18 protein-coding genes are annotated in these 22494 nt (G+C 61.2%); 11 read left to right on the forward strand and 7 right to left on the reverse strand.

What is annotated here, in order from left to right:
- The first annotated feature begins 61 nt into the window (after positions 1-61).
- Complete coding sequence (locus EOB36_RS10135; RefSeq protein ID WP_245329920.1) at positions 62-2437, forward strand: glycoside hydrolase family 3 C-terminal domain-containing protein; 2376 nt, start codon at positions 62-64, stop codon at positions 2435-2437.
- A 711-nt stretch (positions 2438-3148) separates the two neighbouring features.
- Here the strand turns inward: EOB36_RS10135 and EOB36_RS10145 are convergent.
- The 6 genes from EOB36_RS10145 to EOB36_RS10170 form a co-directional block, all read right to left on the reverse strand.
- On the reverse strand, positions 3149-4750 hold the full coding sequence (locus EOB36_RS10145) for a GMC family oxidoreductase N-terminal domain-containing protein (protein ID WP_128284792.1): 1602 nt from the start codon (positions 4748-4750) through the stop codon (positions 3149-3151).
- Positions 4751-4810: 60 nt separating this feature from the next.
- Positions 4811-5848 (reverse strand): extracellular solute-binding protein, encoded by a 1038-nt coding sequence (locus EOB36_RS10150; RefSeq protein WP_095486318.1) that lies wholly within the window; start codon positions 5846-5848, stop codon positions 4811-4813.
- A 103-nt stretch (positions 5849-5951) separates the two neighbouring features.
- Positions 5952-6740: an ABC transporter permease gene (locus tag EOB36_RS10155; protein ID WP_095486319.1), complete on the reverse strand. Its 789-nt coding sequence runs from the start codon at positions 6738-6740 to the stop codon at positions 5952-5954.
- Positions 6737-7636, reverse strand: a complete 900-nt coding sequence (locus EOB36_RS10160) for an ABC transporter permease (RefSeq protein WP_095486320.1) — start codon at positions 7634-7636, stop codon at positions 6737-6739. The genes EOB36_RS10155 and EOB36_RS10160 overlap by 4 nt, the downstream gene beginning before the upstream one ends.
- A complete protein-coding gene (locus tag EOB36_RS10165; RefSeq protein WP_127204015.1) occupies positions 7633-8727 on the reverse strand; it encodes an ABC transporter ATP-binding protein in 1095 nt (364 codons plus the stop codon). The genes EOB36_RS10160 and EOB36_RS10165 overlap by 4 nt, the downstream gene beginning before the upstream one ends.
- 92 nt (positions 8728-8819) lie before the next feature.
- Entirely contained in the window at positions 8820-9950 is a 1131-nt protein-coding gene (locus EOB36_RS10170) for a branched-chain amino acid ABC transporter substrate-binding protein (RefSeq protein ID WP_095486322.1), read from the reverse strand.
- Between the two features lie 191 nt (positions 9951-10141).
- On the opposite strand from EOB36_RS10170, the gene EOB36_RS10175 reads away from it, so the two are divergent.
- From EOB36_RS10175 to EOB36_RS10215, 9 genes are all read left to right on the forward strand, one after another.
- Positions 10142-11059, forward strand: coding sequence for a branched-chain amino acid ABC transporter permease (locus tag EOB36_RS10175; protein ID WP_095486589.1), 918 nt, complete (start codon positions 10142-10144; stop codon positions 11057-11059).
- Between the two features lies 1 nt (position 11060).
- A complete protein-coding gene (locus tag EOB36_RS10180) occupies positions 11061-12236 on the forward strand; it encodes a branched-chain amino acid ABC transporter permease (RefSeq protein ID WP_128284793.1) in 1176 nt (391 codons plus the stop codon).
- A complete protein-coding gene (locus EOB36_RS10185; RefSeq protein WP_245461365.1) occupies positions 12233-13018 on the forward strand; it encodes an ABC transporter ATP-binding protein in 786 nt (261 codons plus the stop codon). The genes EOB36_RS10180 and EOB36_RS10185 overlap by 4 nt, the downstream gene beginning before the upstream one ends.
- Positions 13011-13712, forward strand: a complete 702-nt coding sequence (locus EOB36_RS10190; protein WP_095486324.1) for an ABC transporter ATP-binding protein — start codon at positions 13011-13013, stop codon at positions 13710-13712. The genes EOB36_RS10185 and EOB36_RS10190 overlap by 8 nt, the downstream gene beginning before the upstream one ends.
- A gap of 207 nt (positions 13713-13919) precedes the next feature.
- Positions 13920-15194: an NAD(P)/FAD-dependent oxidoreductase gene (locus EOB36_RS10195; protein WP_095486325.1), complete on the forward strand. Its 1275-nt coding sequence runs from the start codon at positions 13920-13922 to the stop codon at positions 15192-15194.
- A 56-nt stretch (positions 15195-15250) separates the two neighbouring features.
- Entirely contained in the window at positions 15251-15691 is a 441-nt protein-coding gene (locus EOB36_RS10200) for a RidA family protein (RefSeq protein WP_095486326.1), read from the forward strand.
- 5 nt (positions 15692-15696) lie between these two features.
- Entirely contained in the window at positions 15697-16371 is a 675-nt protein-coding gene (locus EOB36_RS10205) for a DUF1028 domain-containing protein (RefSeq protein WP_128284794.1), read from the forward strand.
- 27 nt (positions 16372-16398) lie between these two features.
- Positions 16399-17889, forward strand: coding sequence for an aldehyde dehydrogenase (locus tag EOB36_RS10210; protein WP_095486328.1), 1491 nt, complete (start codon positions 16399-16401; stop codon positions 17887-17889).
- A 50-nt stretch (positions 17890-17939) separates the two neighbouring features.
- Positions 17940-18890, forward strand: coding sequence for a LysR family transcriptional regulator (locus tag EOB36_RS10215; RefSeq protein ID WP_095486329.1), 951 nt, complete (start codon positions 17940-17942; stop codon positions 18888-18890).
- Positions 18891-18925: 35 nt separating this feature from the next.
- Here EOB36_RS10215 and argE read toward each other — a convergent pair whose 3' ends face one another.
- A complete protein-coding gene (gene argE / locus EOB36_RS10220; RefSeq protein WP_127204014.1) occupies positions 18926-20089 on the reverse strand; it encodes an acetylornithine deacetylase in 1164 nt (387 codons plus the stop codon).
- A 242-nt stretch (positions 20090-20331) separates the two neighbouring features.
- On the opposite strand from argE, the gene EOB36_RS10225 reads away from it, so the two are divergent.
- Entirely contained in the window at positions 20332-22401 is a 2070-nt protein-coding gene (locus EOB36_RS10225; protein WP_127204013.1) for an NAD(P)-binding protein, read from the forward strand.
- Positions 22402-22494: the final 93 nt, after the last annotated feature.

Consider the following 22494-nt stretch of genomic DNA (forward strand, 5'->3'; position numbering starts at 1 on the left):
AACACGAGAACTCAATCAACCGGCGGCACAAACGCCGCCGAGGCATCCATGGAGACTTCGGTTGTCGTATGAAAAGCTGATGGATGGCGCGTTCGATGCGCTGATCGAAGAGATGACGGATGCGGAGAAGGTGTCGCTTGTTTCGGGCCACCGCATGTGGAAGACGGCGGCGATCGAGCGTCTGGGCATCCCGCAGATCGTCATGACCGACGGCACCTACGGAGTGCGTTACTCCATCCCGCAGATCGATCAGGATGAAGCCGGGGGCCAGGATTTCGCGGCGTTTCTCTCCGTCGTCGACCAGAAGGCCGATGACGTGCAGATTGCCTGGGGACAGGTCAGACCCGCGACCTGCTTTCCAAACGGATGCAGCATCGCCTGTTCGTGGGACACAGACCTTGCGCGTGGGTTGGGCGAGGCTCTCGCACGCGAATGCCAGGAATTTGGCGTTCATCTGCTGCTCGGACCGGGGATCAATATCCGTCGCACCCCGCTCGGCGGCCGTTCCTACGAATATTATTCCGAAGACCCGATCCTTACAGGGGATTTCGCGGCGGGCGTCATCGGCGGTCTGCAGGAGAACGGCGTCGGCGCGTCGTTAAAGCATTTCGCCTGCAACAATTCCGAAGTCGAGCGAACGACCATGGATTCCGTGGTCGAGGAACGCGCGCTGCGGGAAATATATTTCGGCGGCTTCGAGCGCGCGATCGCCAAAAGCAATCCCTGGACTGTCATGAGTTCCTACAATCGCTTGAACGGCGTCCAAGCTGCCGAGAACCCTTGGCTCCTCGACGAGGTGTTGCGAGGGGAGTGGGGTTATGACGGCGTGGTTGTCTCCGATTGGCACGGCATCAAGGATCGACCCGCCTCGCTGGCGGCCGGCAACGACCTCGACATGCCGGAAAGCGAAACGCGCAAGGCCGACCTGCAGGAGGCGATCAAGGCGGGCAGGATAGACCGCGCCGTGCTCGACAAGGCCTGTGCACGCATGCTCGGTCTGATCCGGCGCGCCAAGCGCGGGGAAGCCCGGGGGCGGGTTTTCGATCGTGCCGAGCATCATTCGCTGGCCCGCCGGATGGCGGCCGAATCCATCGTTCTGCTGAAAAACGAGGGCGCACTCCTGCCGATTTCGCCAGCGAAGGTGAAGCGTATTGCGATCGTGGGCGAGGGAGCCCGCACCCCCGTTATCCAGGGCTCCGGCTGCGCCACGACGCCACCGACCTCGGTGGACGTGCCGTTGGACGAAATCCGCAAACTCGCCGGCGCCGATATCCAGATCGAAATCTTCCGGGGCACGAGCGGGATCGCCGAGGACCGCGAGACGCTGATTGTTGAAGCCGAGACGGGTGCCGCCGGGGCCGACGTCGTGATCGTGTTCGTCAATGTCGAGAGCGGCTATGACGGCGAGGGCTCCGACCGCCGCACGCTCGATCTCGCCCACGGCCATGACGAATTGATCGAACGGCTTGCCGCCGCCAATCCAAATCTGGTTGTCGTCATTGCCAGCCCCGACGCCGTTGTCATGCCGTGGATCGACAAGGTGCAGGCCGTGGTCGAAACCTTCTTTTCCGGTCAGGCCATGGGCGGCGGCCTCGCCGATATCCTGTTCGGCCGGGTTAACCCGTGCGGCAAGCTTACCACGACCTTCCCGAAACGAATGGAGGACATGCCGGCCTATCTCACCTATCCGGGCGAGAATGGGCGCCACCTTTACAGCGAAGGCATCCATGTCGGCTATCGGTGGTACGATGCCCGCGACATCGAGCCGCTTTTTTCGTTCGGCTTCGGATTGAGTTTTACCGAGTTCGCCTACTCCGATCTCTCGCTGGACCGGTCGGAAATCCGGCGTGGTGAACGCGTTTCCGCGAGCTTTACCGTTACCAACACCGGAGCGGTGGAAGGCAAGGAAATCTGCCAACTCTACGCCCGTTACGGCAAGCCCCGCCTCAAACGGCCAATCCGCGAACTGAAGGGCTTCTGCAAGGTTGCTCTGCGCTCCGGCGAAAGCCGCAGGGTCAGCATCGAGTTGACAGCGCAGGATCTCTGCGCCTTCGACCCGGCGCGCGGAGACTGGACGCTCGATGGCGATACGATCGGGATCGAGGTCGGTTCGTCATCGAGGGATATCCGGCTGGTGGCGCCTCTGCGAACCATTTCTTCCATCTCGGAACATCGGCCCATCGAATGGGACACACAGCCGGTCTTCGTGCTTCGAAATCCGATCGCACGTCGAAAATTCGTCGCCTTTCTGCAAGGCCAGCTCGGCATCTCAGCGCAGGAGGCGGATACGATGCTGGAGCACTGCGCCAATTCCTTTTTCGGCATATTCACGACCTTCGACCGCCGGCTTCGCCGCAGTTTTCCGAAAGCCGACATCGAAAGACTGCTCTGCGAGATCAATGGCGAGACAGATGAGCGGGACTATCAAGCCGCGTAAGCTCTGCACGGGTGCTCCCCTGCCGCAACGACCCAATCGTCTTTGATCTCTATTGGTCAGTGCGCCGCTGAAAAGGTGGATCGTCGGAGTCGGGCGGACGTGCGGTCTACTGGGAATGGCTGGCGCCGGAAGAGCGGAAGGCTGTTGCGGCGATCAAGGCCGCCTTCGATCCGCTGGGCATCATGAATCCTGGCTGCCTAATGCATGTCGCGCAAAAGTGCGCAGCGGTTTTGCGATAACGACATGCATAAAAACAAGAACTTAAAGCGCGTCGCATGAATCCGTTCAAACGCGACGCGCTTTAGTGTCCGGCTGATATTTGTGCCGATTCCGCTCGACGGCACGATTCCCGGCAGCGTTGCAACGGGACCCTCTGCCGCGTCTGGTGGGCCGCGCTCACCCGTAGCGGGAGCAAATCGCGTACACAGCCGCCAGATAGGTGAGTGCAATCGTGACGTAGGAGACCGCGAGTTCGACTGCGATAGAGGTGATTTGAAACAGCATCACCGAGAAAGCCTTTGTTAACCCTAACTTATTAATACGCGCTAATTCTGACTCTTACCACCCCCCAGAACAAGATACGCAACTACTGTCGGCAGCTTTGCCGTTCAGCATGGGGACCACGCATTGTGCGCACGCTAGCACCTGCGCGGCGCGGCAGGCGCCAAGTCCGATGCGTGTATTTTCTAACGCCGAGACCAAAAGCGGCGTTTACTGGCCCAAGATCATGTCTGAAGCTCTCTGTCCGATCATCATACTGGGCGCATTGGTGTTGCCGCCGATCAACTTCGGCATGACAGACGCATCCGCGACCCGCAAGCCTGCGATGCCGCGCACCTTGAGCGTTGCCGGATCGACGACAGCCATCGCATCCGTCCCCATCTTGCAGGTTCCCACTGGGTGATAAACGGTCAGCGCTTCGGCGCGCAGATAGGCCAGGATTTCGTCGTCGCTACGCACATCCTTGCCCGGCAGCATCTCCCTGCCTCTGATCTCGTCGAACTCGGGTGCGGCAAAGATTTGACGCGCAATCTTGATGCCTTCGACCAGCACCTTGGCGTCCTCCTCGTCGGAGAAGAACCGGTGATCGATCAAGACATCCCGGCTCGATGCATGGCCGGACAATTTGAGTTCGCCAACGCTTTTGGGCCTAAGGACGCAGGTGTGAATTGCGTACCCATGCCCATACTCCAGCAGTCTGCCGCGATGGCTGCGATAGCCGGGCACAAAGTGGAACTGAATGTCGGGAATGCCATCTGCGTACTTCGTCTTGGCAAAGCCGCCGGCCTCGACATAGTTCGTGCTGAGCATGCCCTTTCGGCCGACGAAATACTGAAAAGGCGCTGCTAACATGCGGGGGAGATTCAGCAGCGACAGGCCCAGCGTCTTGGTGCTTGAGGAGCGGACTGTGATCATGCCGTCCACATGGTCCTGCAGGTTCTTGCCCACTCCCGCCAGATTAAGGATCGGATCTATGCCGATCTCTCGGAGCTCGGCCGCCGGGCCGATCCCGGAAGCTAGCAAAATCTTCGGTGAGTTGATCGCGCCGGCCGAGAGCACGATCTCGCGGTTAGCAGATAGCGTCTTCTGCTCGCCCCGGTGCCGCACCCTTACGCCCGCTGCACGCGCCTCCGTTATTTTGAGGTCGATAACCTCGCATTCGCTCAGAACGGTGAGATTTTTGCGATCGAGCACCGGGCGCACGAAAGCGGTGAAACTGCTGAAGCGCTGACCGCGATCTTGCGTGACATTGTATATCCCGAGGCCGAACTGGCTTTCGGCATTGAAATCGTTGTTGACAGGGAGGCCTGAATTGTTCCCGGCTTTGACGAACATCTTTGAAAGCACGTTCGGATCGCGTGGGCTGTCGACCAGCAGCTCTCCGCTTGTGCCGTGGTACTGGGGGTTTTGGCCAAGCAGATTGCGCTCGAGCTTCTTGAAGACGGGAAGCACGTCGCTATACGCCCAACCTGTGCAGCCGAGCCGCGACCACTCGTCATAATCTTGGGCGGCGCCCCTGATATAGACCATCGAGTTGATCGAGCTCGAACCGCCCAGCGCCTTGCCACGATTGACCGGAATCCTGCGGTTATCGAGGTGCGGCTGAGGCACGCCGACAAAGCAATAGTCATAATTCGGATTGCCGTAGAGCGAGAGGATTCCCGCCGGCACTCTCACCCGCACGCTGTTGTCGCTTCCGCCGCCCTCGACGAGGCAGACCCGCACGGATGGGTTCGCGCTCAGGCGATTGGCGAGGACGCAGCCTGCCGAACCTGCGCCAACCACGACATAATCATAAGTATCGGCCGACATTCACCGCGCCTTCAAAGAAAATGGAACGGGCCGGAAATCTTGGTAACCGGCCCGCCGACCTTACTGGAGGAGTTGCGTCCAGACTTTCGTGACAAGTTCCTGGGCTGCAGGCGAACACGCTTCGCCCATTTTCACCGGAACGGTTGGGAAAAGCTCGGGAGCGTTTTCCTTGGAGTAGAGCGCTTTCGTCTCGTCGATCTTCACCGGGGAGGAATGGCCGTAATAATTATACTCGTCCGTCGCGTTGTCGATCTCAGCCATAAAGTCGATGAACTTCTTGGCATTGTCGATATTGGCCGCACCCTTCGGCACGACATAGGAATCCAGCCAGCCGACCAGGCCTTCCTTAGGCATCGCGTACTCAACGTTGGCCTTGTCGTTGCGGCGAACGCGCATGGTATTGCCGTCCCACCAGAAGTGGGCGCCAACCTCGCCGCCACCGATCCGGTTCTCAATATTGTCGCTGGAGTAGGCAGCGACGTAAGGCTTCTGCGCTTGCAAGAGATCCAGAACGCGCTTCATTTCCTGAGGATCTTCGCTGCAATATTTGATGCCGAGATAGTTCTGCGCAGCCGAAACGACTTCGTCAGGTTGCGCAAGGCTGGCGATTTTACCTCGCAGTTCGACCGGCGGCTCAAAATAGGTCTTCCAACTATCGACCGGACCCTTGTAGACGTCGCGGTTGACGGTGTAGCCGGCGTTGCCGAAGGCAAGCGGGATCGAATGATTGCCGGTCGGATCCCACCATGGCTTCTGCCATTCCGGCAGGATTTGCTGGTAGGCAGCCATGGAGCTGGCGCCAATGTCCTCGAGCAGTCCGCTGTCGATCATGATCTTCACGAAATGCTGCGAGGGCGTCACGATGTCGTAGCCGGAGGAGCCTGCCTGGAGCTTCGTCAGCAGATCCTCATTAGACGAGAATGCATCGACGGTGACGTCGATACCCGTTTCCTTTTCGAATTTTGCGACGACGTCCGGAGCGATGGAGTCGGCCCAAGCGTAGATCGAAAGCTTGCCTTCAGCATGAGCCGAGACGCTGAAGGCCAGTCCTAGCGCGCTGGCGACGACGAGTGATGTGACACGCGGATTTTTGAACATGTCGTTCCCCTTAATTTCTTGTTCTCCAAGGCAACGATAGCCCACATGCGCCAGCAATAAATTTGAATTCGCCGATGTGGTGGTTAGGTAAAAACTTGCTTCGCTATCTCTGCCGCTGCAGCAGAAAAGCGACCGTCGCCAGCGCGATAGAGGCCAGCATTATCAATGTCGATATTGCGTTGAGCTGCGGCGACACGCCTTGCTTGATCAGCGAGAAGACGTAAACGGGCAGAGTGGTCGCGCCGCCGGAATTCAAGAGATTGCTGGTGATGAAATCGTCCATCGAGATGACGAACGCAAGCATCGCGCCGCTGAGCACTCCCGGTAGAATGAGCGGCAGAGTTACGCGTCGGAAAGCGATCCATGCCGACGCGTAAAGATCGCGCGCGGCTTCTTCCAGATCAGCATCCATGCCCTGCAGGCGGGCACGTATGGGCAGGAATGCGAACGGGATGCAGAAAGTCGTATGCGCGATGATCAGCTTTACGATGCCATTCGCGAGGCCGATCTGGGAAAACAGGATCAGCGTGGCAACGGCAACGACAATTTCCGGCAGCAGCAGAGGCAGATTGACGACTGTCTCGGAAAGGCCGCGGAAACGAACGTCCCTTCCGCGCACGATTACCAATGCGGCCATTAGAGCCACGATTGTCGAGATCGTGGTAGCGATGACGGCGACGATGAGTGACACCTTCACGGCGGAAACCAGCGCTGAGTTGGATAGCGCCGCCGTATACCAATGAAGCGAAAAACCGCCCCAATTGGAAACGATGCGATTGGCGTTGAACGAGTAGAATACCACCACCGATATGGGCAGATAGAGATAGACGAAGAAAAGCAGGCTGAAGAGCCCGAAACCGGGGTAGCGCCTGACATCGGAACCGTTTGTCATAGTGCGAGCTCCGTCGTTTCCCTCCGTACGGCCCGCAATCCTCTGGCAACAAGGAATATCAGAACTGCCGTCATCAGAACGATGGATATGGCAGCGCCCAACGGCCAATTGCGCGCCGCGCCGAATTGCAGTTGGATCAGATTTCCCATCATCATCGACTTGCCGCCGCCGAGCAGCGTCGGCTCCAGCACTGCGCCGAGGCACGGAACGAAGACCAGAATAGCGCCAGCCAGCATTCCCGGCTGACAGAGAGGCAGGATGACACGGTGTAGCGTGATGAGGCGGCTTCCGTAAAGATCGTGCGATGCCTCGATAAGCGCCGGGTCGAGTTTCTCGATGGAGGCGAAAATCGGCAAAATCATCAGCGGGATGTAGCTGTAAACGAGGCCGATCAGCATGGCGGTGTCACCGAACAGCAAACTGTCCATATCATCGATCAACCCGAGCGCGCGCAACGTCTTTTCGATCACGCCTTCATTGCCGAGAATGATGATCCAGGAGTAGACGCGCACGATCATCGAGACCCAGAACGGCAAGGTTACGAGATAGATCAGAGCGACCTTGAGCGACGGCTTTTGCAACGAGATGAAATGGGCGACCGGGAAGCTGAGGACCAAGCAGATCAGCGTCGTCCCGGCCGAAAGCAGGAGAGTTCTCGCAACGACGATCAGATATTGTGGATTAAATTCGAGCTCGCCCGCCCAGCCTTCATTGAACAGTATCTGCTTGTAGGGTGCGGTGGTGAAAACATATTCGAAACCACCATACGGTCCACGGGTAGAGAACGAGACGAGAACGATGATGCCGACCGGTATGATCAATGTGAGGAACATGATCAGATGCGTCGGCAAAAGCCCCAGCACGTTCCAGCCCGGGCTCTTGATATGCCGCGTCATGCACCGAGGATCCGCACGGATTCGGCGGCAAAGCCGACTTTCACCGACTGCCCGATCTCGAACATCTGGCCGCGGCTGACACTGTTGCGCTTGGAAATGCGCAGCCTGATGCCGCCCGTTTCAACGAGATAGTATGTGTAGCCGCCGAGATAATTGGTGCCCATGATCGTGCCATCGACAGCTATCGGGTTGTCCTGGGCAGGCAGGCTGATTTTCTCCGGGCGTATCGACATGAAGGCCTTCTGGCCGGCGACTGCTTTCTTGTGAGAAGCCGTCAAGGTCATGCCGAGCTGCGTTGTCACGGTCGCCTGCTCGCCGTCGACGGCAATCACCTCGGCGTCGAGGAAATTGGTCTCGCCGATGAAGTCGGCGACGAAGCGGTTTGACGGCTCCTCGTAGATCGCGGCAGGCGTGCCAAGCTGCTGGATTTCGCCATCGCCGAGAACGCAGATGCGATCCGACAGGTCGAGAGCTTCTTCCTGGTCATGGGTGACGAAGACGAAGGTGATACCGGTCTTGCGCTGCAGGATGCGCAGCTCGTCGCGCATAGCCTGGCGTAGCTTCAGGTCGAGTGCCGAGAGGGGTTCGTCGAGCAAAAGGACTTCCGGTTCGGGCGCCAATGCGCGGGCGAGCGCGACGCGCTGGCGCTGGCCGCCCGACAATTGCTGCGGCTTGCGCCCGGCAAATGCCTCCATATGGACCAGACGAAGCATGTCAGCGACGCGCGCATCGCGGCGGTCCTTTGACCAACCCAGGTTTTCAAGCCCGAAGCCGATGTTCTGTTCAACGCTCATGTGCGGAAACAGGGCGTAGCTCTGGAACACGGTGTTGACCCGCCGCTTATGCGGCGGCAGTCCCTGTATATTTGATCCGTGCAGGAAAATTTGCCCCGTCGTTGGCTGCTCGAAGCCGGCGATCATGCGCAACAGCGTGGTCTTGCCGCAGCCGCTCGGGCCAAGCAGCGTAAAGAACTCATTGTCGTAGATGTCGAAGGAAACGGGCTTCAACGCCTGATAGGTGCCGAATACCTTGGACACGCCCTTGATCTCGACAGCCTTTCGAGGTGCGCGCAGGCAGGCCTCGTCATTCATGGTCTGGGCGCTCCGGTAAGTCTTTGCGAGCTCGGGCGATGAAGGATTTTCAACGCCGCGCCACCAAGGGTGGGCGCGGCGTCGATCAGAGGCTACATCTTCTCCCATTTGCCGTTGCGGACGACGAACATGTCGACGTCGATGGCCATGTTTGTTTGTCCGTTCGCGTCGAACGAGACTTCTCCCAGAATGCCGTTGTGATGGATGTCACGAATGGCTTTGCTCAGGGCCTCCTTGTCGTCGATGCCCTTTTCCTTGATGACATCGAGCAGCATCTGCGTGGCCTCATAGGCATATTTGGCGTAGGAACCGGCAGGATCGGTGTAGCCCTTGGTTTCATAGGCCTTACTGAATTCGTCGAGCTTCGGGTTCGACTGTACGGCCGGGGTTCCCGCAATCGTGCCCTCGGCGGCTGCGGCTGCGATCTCGATGAACTTCGGATCGTATATGCCCGAAATTCCGTACATGGGCAGACTGCCTATTCCAAGGTCGGCCATCTGGCTGCGCACAAGCGCTGCTTCGGTGACAACGCCACCGAAGTAGACAGCATCAGGCGCCGCCGCCTTCGCCGTGGTCAGCATGGCACGGAAATCGGTGGTGCCGACCGCGGCTGCGTCCGACGAGACGATCTCTCCGCCAGCAGCCTTGAAGAAATCGCCGAACCACTTGGTGTTGGCCGCGCCGTAGTCGGTCGTGTCGGAGATGATCGCGATCTTCTTGACCTTGCCTTGTTTGGCAATGGCTTCGGCCAGCGGCTTGTTTTCGTTGACCAGCGTTGGCGTCACGCGGGTCACGTTCGCGAAATTCTGCTCGGTGATCTTCGGGCTGACCGCGCCCCAAATGATGAACGGCATCTGCGCGCGATTGAAGACCGGGATCGTCGCCAGCGCGACCGAGCTGTTCCAATGTCCGGTCGCGGCAATCACCGACGGATCGTTGACCAGCTTTTGGGCCGCTGAAACGCCGACGGCCGGATCGGAGGCATCATCGAGGACGATGCCTTCCACCTGGTGCGGATAACCGCTGGCATTGGCTTGCTCGATCGCGAGCAGGAAACCGTTGCGGGCGCCCAGACCCTGCTGGGCGTTTCCGCCGGAGAGCGGTCCAATGAAGCCGAGTTTGATCTGGTCGGCCTGAGCCTGGGCGGCGCCCAGTGCAATGGCGAACAGAGACCCAGCCAGAATTGACGATACGCGGATAAGCGCGCTGCGCCTGTTTTGCATGGTTCCACCTCAATAGAATTATCTGCCGCCGTCGTAGCGACCCGGCCGATCGTGATCGTCGGCTGATCATCAGTGTATTGGCGCGTATTCGGTGATGAAATTCGGAAATTGTGACTCGTGAGTTCGGAGATTCGTTCTGTCCGCACGGCATGGCGGTTGATACCCGTCTGCTCCCGATGGAGGCGAGCACGATGACGGAACTGCTTGTCCAGCAGCTGGTGAACTGGATAACCCTTGGCTGCATCTATGCCTTGCTGGCTATAGGATTCAGCCTGATCTTCGGTGTCCTCAACGTCATTCATTTCTCTCACGGCGACGTCGCAACGACGGCGCCGTTCATCTCGCTGGCGCTCGCCCAGGCGTTAGCGACGGCAGTTGGGGCCTCGAGCCCCGCTTGGCTGGTGATTTCGGTTCCGGCAGCCATGTTCGCCGTCGGATTGATAGGCGTCTTGCTGGACAAGCTGGTTATCAGGCGCTTTCGCGACGCCCCTGCCATGATGGCGCTGGTGGCGACGGTGGCACTGGGTATCGTCATCCGCGAACTGATCCGTCATCTCTATCCACAGGGATCAAACCCGCATGCCTTCCCGCGCCTGGTGTCGGGCATGGCTTTCGAAGTCTCCGGCGTTGCCATCAGCTGGTTCGCGCTGCTCGTGGTTGTGCTGACCGTCGCGTTGGTGGTCATGCTGTTCGTCTTCCTGCGCTTGACCCCGCTCGGCCTGCGCATCCGGGCGGCCTCGGAGGACCGGATCGTGGCGCGGATGATGGGCATCCGTGATGCACGCGTCTTTCGTGCAACTTTCTTCATCGCCTCAGCGATCGGCGCCACTGCCGGCCTTTTGTTCGCGAGCTATGCCGGCGTGACACGGTTCGACTTCGGTGTCATGGCCGGCCTGCTCGGCTTTTCCGCTGCGGTAATCGGCGGCCTCGGCTCGATGCCGGGCGCCATACTGGGCGGACTGATCATCGCTGGCATCGAGGTGCTTGCGCAGACATTTGTGCCCGATGGTGCTTCCTATCGATTGGTGTTCGTCTTCCTGCTCGTCATCGCCGTGCTCATCTTCCGCCCGGCCGGCCTGCTTGGGCGCACCGTCATGGAGAAAGTCTAGCATGCAGGGTAGCGCTTCACTTGCTGCGCCGGGCAAGGTGGCGGCCGCAGTCTTCGCCATCGCCTCGCAACTTTGCGGGGCAGCGTTTCTCTACCTCATTTTGAAGGTTGACGGCGGCTGGCAGGTGGTCGGCCTGCTGGCTTTGCTCGGCTTCGGCTTCTACCTGTTGGAGAGGCTGCCGTGGATCGGCGACTACGCGTTGGCCAGCTTTGCCCGTGCTCCCCTTGTGGCGATGGCTACCGCGGCGGTCATCGTTGTGGCTTTTCCATTCGTCGTCGGCTCGAATACCTATATGCTGCATCTGCTGATTGTCGCCCAGCTCTATGCCGTGCTCGCGCTGGCGCTCAATTTCCAGCTCGGCAGTGCCAACATTCCGAACTTCGCCACCGGCGCTTCCTACGGCATCGGGGCCTATGTGTCGGCGTTGCTGGCGATCAACTTCGGTATCAGTTTCTGGCTGACACTGCCGGTCGCGGCGCTGGCTGCAACACTGTTCGGTTTCATCATCGGCATTCCTTCGATGCGCACGCGTGACACCTATCTGGCGCTGGTCACCATCGCCTTTGGCGTCGTGGTCCAGCAGTTGCTGAACAACTTCAGCTGGACCGGCGGGCCCAACGGACTGGTCGGCATTCCTGCGCCCAGCCTGTTCGGGCATTCCTTCGCCGACCCGCTGGTGATCTTCGGTTGGAAGCTGCCGAGCCAGGCGAACTTCTATTATCTGGCGGCGGCGCTGGTCGTCGTCGCCATCGTCACGGCGCATCGGTTGCATGGCTCGCGCATCGGGCTGGCCTGGAACGCACTGCGCGCCGACGAGATCGCCGCCAAGGCGCAAGGCATCAATGTGGCGTGGTTCAAGGTGTTGGCGTTCGCGGTCGATGCCTTCCTGGCCGCCTTTGCCGGCACGATCTACGCCTTCTACGTGTCCTACATTTCCCCCGACAATTTCACCTTCCTCGTCTCCGTCACCATCATGACCATGGTCATCGTCGGCGGCATGGACAACATTTTCGGCGTCATCGTCGGTGCGTTCATGCTGACCATCCTGCCCGAGAAACTGCGCGCCTTCGCCGACTACCGCCTGCTGTTCTTCGGCGTCGTCATCATCGGCTTCCTGATGATCCGGCCGCAGGGGTTGTTCCCGCAACGCATGCGGCGATACGGGGGCGATCTGTGAGCGCGCTTCTCAAAGTCGAGAATTTGACGATGCGCTTCGGCGGGTTGGTCGCGCTCAACGATGTCAGCCTTTCGATCGACAAGGGCGCGGTGCTCGCCGTCATCGGCCCGAATGGCGCCGGCAAGTCGACGCTGTTCAACGTCGTGACTGGCGTCTACCGGCCGACCTCCGGCCGGGTGACGTTCAACGGCGCCGAGATCACCAGCCGCCCGTCCTATGAAGTCGTCGATCGTGGCATCGCCCGCACATTTCAGTCGTCGCGGCTGTTCTCGGACCTCAGCGTCCTCGACAACGTCATCATCGGGATGCACACCCGCACGAAGACCGGCGTGCTGGATGCGCTGTTCCGGCCGGGCGCGTCGCGCCGCGAGATGGCGGCCTGCGTGGAAAAGGCCGAAATCCTGCTCAAGCTCGGATCCGGCGGTCTGTTCGAACAGCGTTATCGGCCAGCGGGAACGCTAGCGCAGGCCGACCGGCGCCGGCTGGAGATCGCCCGCGCGCTGGCCTCGCAGCCCAAGCTTTTGCTGCTCGACGAGCCGTCGGTCGGCATGGACGATACGGAAACCGACGCATTGGTGGCCGACATCGTGCGGTTGCGCGCGGAAAACCCCGAGCTGTCGGTGATCCTGATCGAGCACGACATGCGGGTGGTCGAGGCTTTCCCGCAGCACGTCACCTGTATCGACTATGGCAGCAAGATCGCCGAAGGCGACTTTGCGGCGGTGCGCGCCGATCCGCGCGTCCAGGAGGCCTATCTCGGGAAGGCGGTCGCCCATGCTTGAGCTGAAGGGTGTCGATACCAGCTACGGGGCGGTGCCGATGCTGCGCGGCGTGGCGATGAGCGTGCATCCCGGCGAACTGGTCTGCCTGCTCGGGCCGAACGGCGCCGGCAAGACGACAACCTTCATGACCGTGTGCGGCGTTGTGCGCGCCCAGCGCGGCAAGGTCGAGGTGATGGGCAGGGACATGGCGACGCTTGGGACGGAAAACCTGGCGTCGCTCGGTGTCGGCCTTGTTCCGGAAGGGCGCCGGCTGTTTCCCAGCCTGAGCGTGATCGAGAACCTGCGTCTGGGCTACGACGCGGTGTCCGGCCGGGGGTCCAATTTCGAGGCGCAACTGGACAAAATGGGTAACCTGTTTCCGCGCATCCAGGAGCGTTTGCGCCAGGTGGCCGGCACTCTGTCCGGCGGCGAACAGGCGATGGTCGCGCTGGCGCGCGCGCTGATCGGCGAACCCAGGCTGGTGATCATGGACGAACCGTCGCTCGGCTTGTCGCCCAAGCTCATCGGCGAGTATTTCGAGATCACCCGGGAGATCCATCGCCGCGGCACGACCATCCTGTTGATCGAACAGAACGCGGAAATGGGGCTGGGCATCGCCGATCGCGGCTATGTCCTGGTCAAGGGCAAAGTCGCCCAGGAAGGACCGGCAAAGGAGCTGCTCTCGTCCAAGGCGGCCAGAAGCCTTTATCTCTGAATCCCGCCGTCCTTTCGTCCGTCTCAATGGCGATGATCCGTGCCCTGCGGTCCACATCTTCGGCCATGCTTCCCGGCATTTAGGGACAAGCTAACCAGTGCCACATGAAATCGTAATTTTCGCTGCCCGGTCCCTCCAGTAAACCAACGATCAGACCTCCGTCGCATCCGCAGAAATTCTCGGGGAGAGCCAGAAAGGGCCGCTGAAATGTCAGTTGAAAAAGTAGACACGCTCGTTGTTGGCGGCGGCCAGGCGGGATTGGCTATGAGCGAGCATCTGAGCAAGTGCGGCGTGCCTCATCTCGTCCTCGAGCGCCGCCGCATCGCCGAACGCTGGCGCTCCGAAAGATGGGACTCCTTGGTTGCCAATGGTCCCGCTTGGCACGATCGTTTTCCGGGCATGGAGTTTCCTGATACCCATCCCGATGCCTTTGTCCCGAAGGAGAAGGTTGCGGACTATTTTGCCGCTTACGCGGAAATGATCGCAGCCCCTATCCGCTGCGGCGTGGAGGTAAAAAAAGTCCGCAGGCTCGTCGGCCGCCCCGGTTTCCAGGTCGAAACCTCGGATGGCGTGATCGAGGCCAGCAATTTGGTTGCCGCCACCGGCGCTTTCCAACATCCCGTTGTCCCGGCCATCGTTCCCGCAGATGCCGGGCTCATGCAGATCCATTCCAGCGCCTATCGTAATCCCGGCCAACTGCCCGACGGTGCGGTGCTGGTGGTCGGTTCGGGATCCTCGGGGGTGCAGATCGCGGACGAACTCTTGTGTGCGGGAAGGCGCGTCTACCTCTCGGTCGGGCCGCATGATCGCCCGCCGCGGGCCTATCGCGAGCGTGACTTCTGCTGGTGGCTGGGGGTTTTGGGCAAGTGGGACGCCCAGGCGCCGGCGCCCGGCACGGAACATGTCACCATCGCGGTGAGCGGTGCGCGTGGCGGCCAAACGATCGACTTCCGGCGCCTTGCCGCGCAAGGGATGACGCTGGTTGGCCGGACGGAATTGTACAGGGACGGTATCATGACCTTCGCGCCCGATCTGGCCAGGAATATCGCTCGCGGCGATGCGAACTATATGTCGGTGCTGGACGAGGCCGACGCCTATGTTGCCCGAAACGGCCTTGACCTTCCCGAAGAGCCCGAGGCCCGCAAGATCGGGTCGGACCCGCAATGCGTGACCGATCCGATTCTCGATCTCAACTTGGCAGAAGCAGGAATAGGTTCGATCATCTGGGCAACGGGATTCACCGTCGATTACAACTGGCTGAAAGTCGATGTGTTCGACGAAAAGGGCAAGCCGAGGCATCAGCGCGGTGTGTCGACCGAGCCCGGAATCTATTTCCTGGGCCTGCCGTGGCAATCGCGCAGGGGATCCAGCTTCATCTGGGGCGTCTGGCATGACGCCCAGCATGTGGCGGACCATATTTCCACGCAGCGCAAATACCTAGCCTACCATGCGTCCGCGAAGCGCGACACCAAGGTGGCGTAGCCAACGGCAACTGAAACGGATGTCCTGACCTCGAGCCTGATCTGACGGAGACCAAGATGGCGCATACCCGAATTCGCAAGTTCAACACGAAAGACACCTATCCCGAGCAAAAACTCGACAACGATCTGTGTCAGGCGGTTGTTACGCGGGGCGGCAGAACCGTCTATCTGCGTGGCCAGTGTCCGCAGGACCTCGACACGGCCAAGAACATCGATAGCCACGATCCCGTCGAGCAGACGCACAAGGTCATGCAGAACATTCGCCAACTGATCGAGGAGTGCGGCGGCACCATGGAACACCTGGTCAAGGTGGTGGTCTACATCACCGACGTGCGCCATCGCGAGGCGGTCTACCGCACCATGGGCGAATACATCAAAGGCGTGCATCCCGTCTCAACCGGCCTTGTCGTGCAGGCCCTGGCGCGGCCGGACTGGCTGGTCGAGATCGACGGCACCGCCGTCATTCCGGATGATCGCACTTCGATCATCCCGGATTAACGGCGATGACATACTCCATTGTCGCGCGGTGCAGCCGCACCGGCATGTTCGGGGTCGCGGTGTCATCCTCGTCGCCGGCGGTAGCAGCGCGCTGCGCCTACGCGCAGGCAGGTGTCGGCGCCATTGCAAGCCAGAACGTCACCGATCCGACGCTTGGTCTGCGAGGCCTCGAACTGCTGGCGCGCGGCGCTTCGGCGGCCGAGGCGGTCGCCATATTGAAGCGCACCGGCGCCTATAGCGAATACCGGCAGGTGCTGGCTGTCGATGCCACTGGGACGACCGCAATTCATTCAGGCCCCAGGGCGCTTGGCATCTGGGCGGAAGCGCGCGCGGAAAATGTTGCTTGCGGCGGAAACATGCTGGCCCATGACGGAGTGCCGCAAGCCATGGTCGAGGCCTTTCTGGTGTCGGAAGGGCATCTGGGCGACCGCCTCATCGCGACCATGCGCGCCGCGCTGAAAGCAGGTGGCGAGGCAGGCCCGATCCATTCCGCCGGAATGAAGCTGGTGCGCGAGGTTGCGTGGCCGGTCGCCGACCTGCGCTGCGACTGGACCGACGACTGCCCGATCGAGCAACTGGCGACGCTGTGGGAACTCTACAAGCCACAGCTCGATGCCTATGTGACCCGCGCGATAAATCCATCCGATGCGCCGAGCTACGGCGTGCCCGGCGATGAATAGTCAAGAGACAGCCACGGAACATCTGCGATGAGCGAACTCAGCCACAAGGACTGGATCGGCAAAGCATCCGCGATCCGTTTTTGCGACAAGGCGTTCATCGACGGCAAGGCGGTTGTGGCGCGTTCTGGCCGAACCTTCGCCAGCGTCAATCCGGCAACCGGCGAAGTCTTGGCCGAAGTGGCGTCCTGTGGCGAAGAAGACATCGATCTGGCTGTTGCCGCGGCCCGGCGCAGCTTCAACGCCGGCGTCTGGTCACGGACCAGTCCGGCGCACCGCAAGGAGGTGTTGTTGCGGCTGGCGCAATTGCTGCGCGAAAACCTGCATGAACTGGCCCTGCTTGAATCGCTCGACATGGGCAAACTCGTCAAGGATGCGGCCTCGGTCGACGTTCCCGGCTCGGCAGCGATCTTCCAATGGTATGGCGAGGCCATAGACAAGATCTATGACGAAGTGGCGCCGACCGGTGAAGGCGATCTGGTGTTGGTGCGGCGCGAGCCGCTTGGCGTGATCGGCGCAGTGGTGCCGTGGAATTTTCCACTCGACATGGCGACCTGGAAGTGCGCGCCGGCGCTGGCGGCGGGCAATTCGGTCGTGCTGAAACCGGCCGAGCAGTCGCCCTTGTCGGCCCTGCGGCTGGCGGAACTGGCTGTTGAAGCGGGCCTGCCGGCTGGCGTGCTCAACGTGGTGCCCGGCCTTGGCGAAACCGCCGGCCAGGCGCTTGGCCGCCACATGGATGTGGATTGCCTTGCCTTCACCGGCTCGACTGCCGTGGGCAAGATGTTCCTGCAGTACTCCGGTCAGTCGAACATGAAGCAGGTCTGGCTGGAAACCGGCGGCAAGAGCCCCAACCTCGTCTTTGCCGATTGCAGCGACCTCGACGCAGCGGCCGATATGGCGGCCTTTGGTATCTTCTTCAACCAGGGCGAAGTCTGCTCCGCCAATTCACGGTTGCTCGTGCAGCGCGGCATCAAGGACGCTCTTGTGGAAAGGCTCGTGCAGCGCGCGGCGGCCACGCAGCCCGGCGATCCACTCGATCCGGCTTCGAAAATGGGCGCAATGGTCGATGCCCGTCACGCGGCCAATGTCATGCGGTTTGTCGAGGCCGGCAAGAAAACCGCGCGCTTGGTTGCGGGCGGCGATCTGGTCACGGTCAACGGGCGCGGCAGCTTTATCCAGCCCACCATCTTCGACGATGTCGCGCATACCGATCCGATTGCGCGGGACGAGATATTCGGGCCGGTGCTTTCTGTCATCGCCTTCGACGACGAGGCGGAGGCGATCCGTATGGCCAATGACAGTCCATACGGGCTGGCCGCATCGCTGTGGACCGACAGCATGTCGCGTGCACACCGCATCGCCGGCCGGCTCCATGCCGGCACGGTTTCCGTCAACACGGTCGATGCGCTGAGCCCGATGACGCCGTTCGGTGGCTTCAAGCAATCCGGCTTCGGCCGCGACCTGTCGCTGCATGCGCTCGACAAGTACACCGCGCTCAAGACGACGTGGATCAAATACTGATGGATGGCAAAGGCTTGATCGAAGCACCTAAACCGGCAACATAGCCAGCCATGCCGCTACGCTTTACGCTCAGACAGTTGGAATATTTCGTCGCCGTTGGCGAGGCGGGCTCCATTGCGAAGGCGGCCGAACAGGTCAACGTGTCGCCGCCATCGATTTCGGCCTCCATCGCGCAGCTGGAAACTGAGTTCGGCGTCCAGCTTTTTGTTCGCAAGCATTCGCACGGCCTGTCGCTCACCGCCGGCGGTCGCGTCTTCCTGAAGGAAGCCGCCCGCCTGCTCAACGACGCCGACGCCTTGCATGACGTCGCTGGCGACATTGCAGAAAAGGTGCGCGGCCCGCTGGCAGTAGGATGCTTGCTGACGTTCGCGCAGATCGTTCTGCCGGCTCTGCGCATGAAGTTCGAGCGCGCCTATCCTGATGTGCGTGTGCGGCAGTTCGAGCGCAATCAAGGGCAGCTGCTCGAGATGCTGCAGCGCGGCGAAATCGACCTTGCCCTGACATACGATCTCGAACTGTCGCAGGACATGACCTTCGAGCCGCTGATCCTGGTGCCGGCCTATGTCATGCTGCCAGCGGGGCACCGCTTTGCGGGAAAGGCGTCGATCACGACGGAAGAATTGGCCGACGAGCCGATGGTGTTGCTCGACCTGCCTTTCAGTCGCGAATATTTCCTGTCGGCGTTCCACCAGCGGGGAATCCGACCGAACATCGCCGAGCGCACAGGCGACATTGCGGTTATGCGCACCATGGTGGCCAATGGCTTCGGCTACGGCATCGCCAATATGCGGCCGCTCAACACCCTGGCGCCGGACGGCAAGCCACTTGTCTTTGTGCCGCTGGATGGTGACCTGCGACCTCTGACCATGGGCGTCGCCTTGCCCAACTCCGAACATCGCACGCAAACCGTCCAGGCGTTCATCGATCACTGCCGGCATTTTGTGGTTGAGCAAGGCGTATTCGGCGCCGGGCGGGCGGTGGAACACCAGTCGATTGGCTAGATCAGCTACCCAATCAAATCCGAACTGCTCTGTTGCTAAGCTCGAAGTTGGTCGTCGGCAAGCCGCCGCAGCAATTCGTCCAGCATGTTGTCGCAGCGGCGCATCTGCTCGACGCTGACGAATTCGTCCGGCTTGTGCCCTTGCGCCATCGACCCCGGTCCGCATACGACCGTCGGCGTGCCGAGATCGCTGCTGAACAGGCCACCTTCCGTGCCGAAGGCAACCTTGATGGTGTCGTTGGCGCCGGTCAGCGATTTGACGAAAGCGACGGCTTGCGAACTGAGCGCCGTATCCAGGCCGGGATAGGTGTTGGTGATGTCGATGTCGATCGCCGCCTCGGGCGCGATGGCCGAAGCTTCGACGGCAATGCGCGCTGCCTCCGCGCGCAGACCGTCGAGGATCTCCTGAGGGTTGTCGGCTGCAATATTGCGGATCTCGAAGTCGATCTGACAGAGGTTCGGCACGATGTTCAGCGCCACGCCGGCGTTCATCTTGCCGACGTGGACGGTTGTGTAGGGAATGTCGTAGTCGCCATCGCGGGCGCCATCACGCGCCAGCCGGTCCTGCTCCCGGCGCAAGGCGGCGACGAAGTCGCAGCCGAGATGGATGGCGTTGAGCGCCAGTGGAGCCAGCGCCGAATGGCCTTCGCGTCCCTTGCAGATGGCGCGTGCGGCAAGCTTGCCCTTGTGACCCGTCGCCACCTTCATGCCGGTCGGCTCGCCGACGATGCATAGCAACGGCCGTTGCGGGGCTCCTCGCAGCATGTCGATCAGGCTGCGCACGCCGATGCAGCCGATCTCCTCGTCGTAGGAGAGTGCCAGGTGCAACGGGGTCTGCAGTGTCATTTTCGAAGCCGTGACACATGCAGCGAGCGCGCAGGCGACGAAGCCCTTCATGTCGGCCGCCCCGCGTCCGTAAAGCTTGCCGTCGCGCTCGCTCATCTCGAAGGGCGGCAGCGTCCAGTTCTGGCCGTCGATGGGAACGACGTCGGTGTGGCCGGACAGCATGATGCCGGAAGTCCCGGCCGGTCCGATGGTGGCAAAGAGGTTGGCTTTATGGCCATCCCCGCTTTGAATGATCTGGCAGGCAATGCCATGTGCGTCCAGCAGGTCCGCTACGTAGCCGATGAGGTCGAGATTCGGGTCACGGCTCACCGTCGGGAATGCGATCAGCTTTTCAAGGATCCGGATGCTGTCCATGCGTCTAAATCTCGTTGCCCGTGCGAGCTATCTAGCATCGCGTGGCCACGGCCTTGAAGTCGCATTTGGCTCAGCCGGGATTCACCGGATGCTAATCCAGGCCGTGCCGATTAGGCGGGTCCTAATCGGCACGGAAGAAATCTGTAGTTTTCCGGCGCCTGCCTCAACTTATGAGTAGTCTCTCGGCATCAACCCAATGGCGCTTGGCAGACCGGCTTGCGCCACGGCTCGAGGAAAGTTCCATGCGCGATCCACGCTACGACATTCTGTTCGAGCCCATGAAGATCGGTCCAGTGACCGCCAAGAACCGCTTCTATCAGGTTCCGCATTGCAATGGCGGCGGCTACCGCGATCCTTCCGCCGCCGCCGAGATGCGCCGCATCAAGTCGGAAGGCGGCTGGGGCGTCATCTTCACCGAGCAGACCGAGATGCACCATACCTCGGAGATCACGCCCTTCATCGAGCTCAGGCTGTGGGACGACGCCGATATCCCAGCACTGGCCAAGATGGCCAGCGCCATGCATCAGCATGGCGCGCTGGCCGGCATCCAGCTGGCCTATTCAGGCATCAACGGCCCGAACCTCTACACCAAGGAAGTGCCACGCGGACCGTCGGCCCTGCCCATCCGGACCTTCACCAACGATCCGGTTCAGGCGCGCGCCATGGACAAGCAAGATATCCGCGACCTGCGCCGCTGGCACCGCAATGCCTTCAAGCGTGCCAGGCGGGCGGGCTTCGACCTGGTTTGTCTCTACGGCGCGCATGGCTTCGGCATCATCCAGCACTTCCTGTCTACCGCCACCAACCAGCGCAGCGACGAATATGGCGGCTCGCTGGAAAACCGCTCGCGGCTGATGCGTGAGCTGATCGAAGAGGGCCGGGATGCCATCGGCGACACCTGCGGCCTGACGCTGCGGCTGTCGCTGGACGAGATGATCGGCGAGCTTGGCTTCGCCAATTCCGAAGTGCGTGACATGATCGAGATGCACGCCGACCTGCCCGATCTCTGGGATCTGGCTCATGGCGCCTGGGAGGACTGCTCCGGGCCGTCGCGGTTCAAGGAGGAGGCCGCGCAGGAGAGCCTCGTGTCCGGCATCAAGAAGCTGACCTCGAAGCCGGTCGTCGGTGTCGGTCGCTTCACGTCGCCCGATGTGATGGTGAAGATGATCAGGTCCGGCACGCTTGATTTCATCGGCTGCGCGCGGCCATCGATTGCCGATCCCTTCCTGCCGAAGAAGGTGGAGGAGGGGCGGATCGAGGATATTCGCGAATGCATCGGCTGCAACATCTGCATTACCGGCGACATGACGATGTCCATCTCGCGGTGCACGCAAAATCCAACGTTCATGGAGGAGTGGCGTAAGGGCTGGCATCCGGAGCGCATGCAGGCCAAGGGCGACAGCGAGAGCGTGCTGATCGTCGGCGCCGGCCCTGCCGGGCTGGAGGCCGCTCGCGCACTCGGCCTGCGTGGCTATCAGGTGGCCGTTGCCGAAGCCGGCACCGAACTCGGCGGCCGCGTGGCGCGCGAGTGCCGCTTGCCTGGCCTCTCCGCATGGGGCCGCGTGCGTGACTATCGCCAGTATCAGCTCAGCCAAATGTCGAATGTCGACGTCTATTTCGAAAGCCGGTTGTCTGCCGAGGACATATTGGCCTTCGGCTTTCAAAACGTTGCCATCGCCACCGGCTCGACATGGCGCAGCGACGGCGTGGCGCGCGCGCATGTCGTGCCGATGCCGATCGATCCGGCCATGCCGGTCTACACGCCGGACGATCTGATGGGCGGCAATGTGCCGACCGGCAATGTCGTGCTGTTCGACGACGACCACTACTACATGGGTGGCGTTCTGGCGGAGCTTATGGCGCGCCAGGGCGCGAAGGTGACGCTGGTGACGCCATCCGCCTATGTATCCGACTGGACCCGCAACACGCTGGAGCAGGGCGCCATCCATCGCCGGCTGGCTGACCTCGGCGTTGAGATCGTGTTGAACCGGATCGTGACGCGCATTGTGCCGGGAGGTGTTGCCACCGCCTGTGCATATACTGGCAACCGACGTGACATCGCCGCAGACGCTGTGGTGCTGGTGACGTCGCGCCAACAGGACGATGGCGTCTGGCAGGGCTTGAAGGCGCGGAGGGACGAATGGGCCGATAACGGCATTCGCTCGATCAAGGTCATCGGCGATGCCGAGGCGCCGGGGCCGATCGCGTGGGCAACTTATGCGGGGCACCGCTTTGCTCGCGAGCTGGATGAAGCCGATATTGGCGACGCACTGCCCTTCCGTCGCGAGATCACGGCATTGGCCGCGGAATAGTTTGAGAAGAAATAGATAGATTTGAAGCCGTTCATGCTTCTGTTGCTCAGCATTCGACGAGCCACAAATTCGCGAGGATGTATCGGCGCCCCG

This window comes from Mesorhizobium sp. M6A.T.Cr.TU.017.01.1.1 (assembly GCF_004023115.1).
Taxonomy (GTDB): Bacteria; Pseudomonadota; Alphaproteobacteria; order Rhizobiales; family Rhizobiaceae; genus Mesorhizobium; species Mesorhizobium mediterraneum.

Bases quoted from the DNA above. Each gene is read 5' to 3' on its own strand.
- EOB36_RS10225 (WP_127204013.1), top strand. From the start codon at position 20,332: ATGCGCGATCCACGCTACGACATTCTGTTCGAGCCCATGAAGATCGGT.
- EOB36_RS10205 (WP_128284794.1), top strand. From the start codon at position 15,697: ATGACATACTCCATTGTCGCGCGGTGCAGCCGCACCGGCATGTTCGGG.
- EOB36_RS10170 (WP_095486322.1), bottom strand. From the start codon at position 9,950: ATGCAAAACAGGCGCAGCGCGCTTATCCGCGTATCGTCAATTCTGGCT.
- EOB36_RS10195 (WP_095486325.1), top strand. From the start codon at position 13,920: ATGTCAGTTGAAAAAGTAGACACGCTCGTTGTTGGCGGCGGCCAGGCG.
- EOB36_RS10200 (WP_095486326.1), top strand. From the start codon at position 15,251: ATGGCGCATACCCGAATTCGCAAGTTCAACACGAAAGACACCTATCCC.
- EOB36_RS10210 (WP_095486328.1), top strand. From the start codon at position 16,399: ATGAGCGAACTCAGCCACAAGGACTGGATCGGCAAAGCATCCGCGATC.
- EOB36_RS10145 (WP_128284792.1), bottom strand. From the start codon at position 4,750: ATGTCGGCCGATACTTATGATTATGTCGTGGTTGGCGCAGGTTCGGCA.
- EOB36_RS10155 (WP_095486319.1), bottom strand. From the start codon at position 6,740: ATGACAAACGGTTCCGATGTCAGGCGCTACCCCGGTTTCGGGCTCTTC.
- EOB36_RS10160 (WP_095486320.1), bottom strand. From the start codon at position 7,636: ATGACGCGGCATATCAAGAGCCCGGGCTGGAACGTGCTGGGGCTTTTG.
- EOB36_RS10180 (WP_128284793.1), top strand. From the start codon at position 11,061: ATGCAGGGTAGCGCTTCACTTGCTGCGCCGGGCAAGGTGGCGGCCGCA.
- argE (WP_127204014.1), bottom strand. From the start codon at position 20,089: ATGGACAGCATCCGGATCCTTGAAAAGCTGATCGCATTCCCGACGGTG.
- EOB36_RS10215 (WP_095486329.1), top strand. From the start codon at position 17,940: ATGCCGCTACGCTTTACGCTCAGACAGTTGGAATATTTCGTCGCCGTT.
- EOB36_RS10175 (WP_095486589.1), top strand. From the start codon at position 10,142: ATGACGGAACTGCTTGTCCAGCAGCTGGTGAACTGGATAACCCTTGGC.
- EOB36_RS10190 (WP_095486324.1), top strand. From the start codon at position 13,011: ATGCTTGAGCTGAAGGGTGTCGATACCAGCTACGGGGCGGTGCCGATG.
- EOB36_RS10165 (WP_127204015.1), bottom strand. From the start codon at position 8,727: ATGAATGACGAGGCCTGCCTGCGCGCACCTCGAAAGGCTGTCGAGATC.
- EOB36_RS10150 (WP_095486318.1), bottom strand. From the start codon at position 5,848: ATGTTCAAAAATCCGCGTGTCACATCACTCGTCGTCGCCAGCGCGCTA.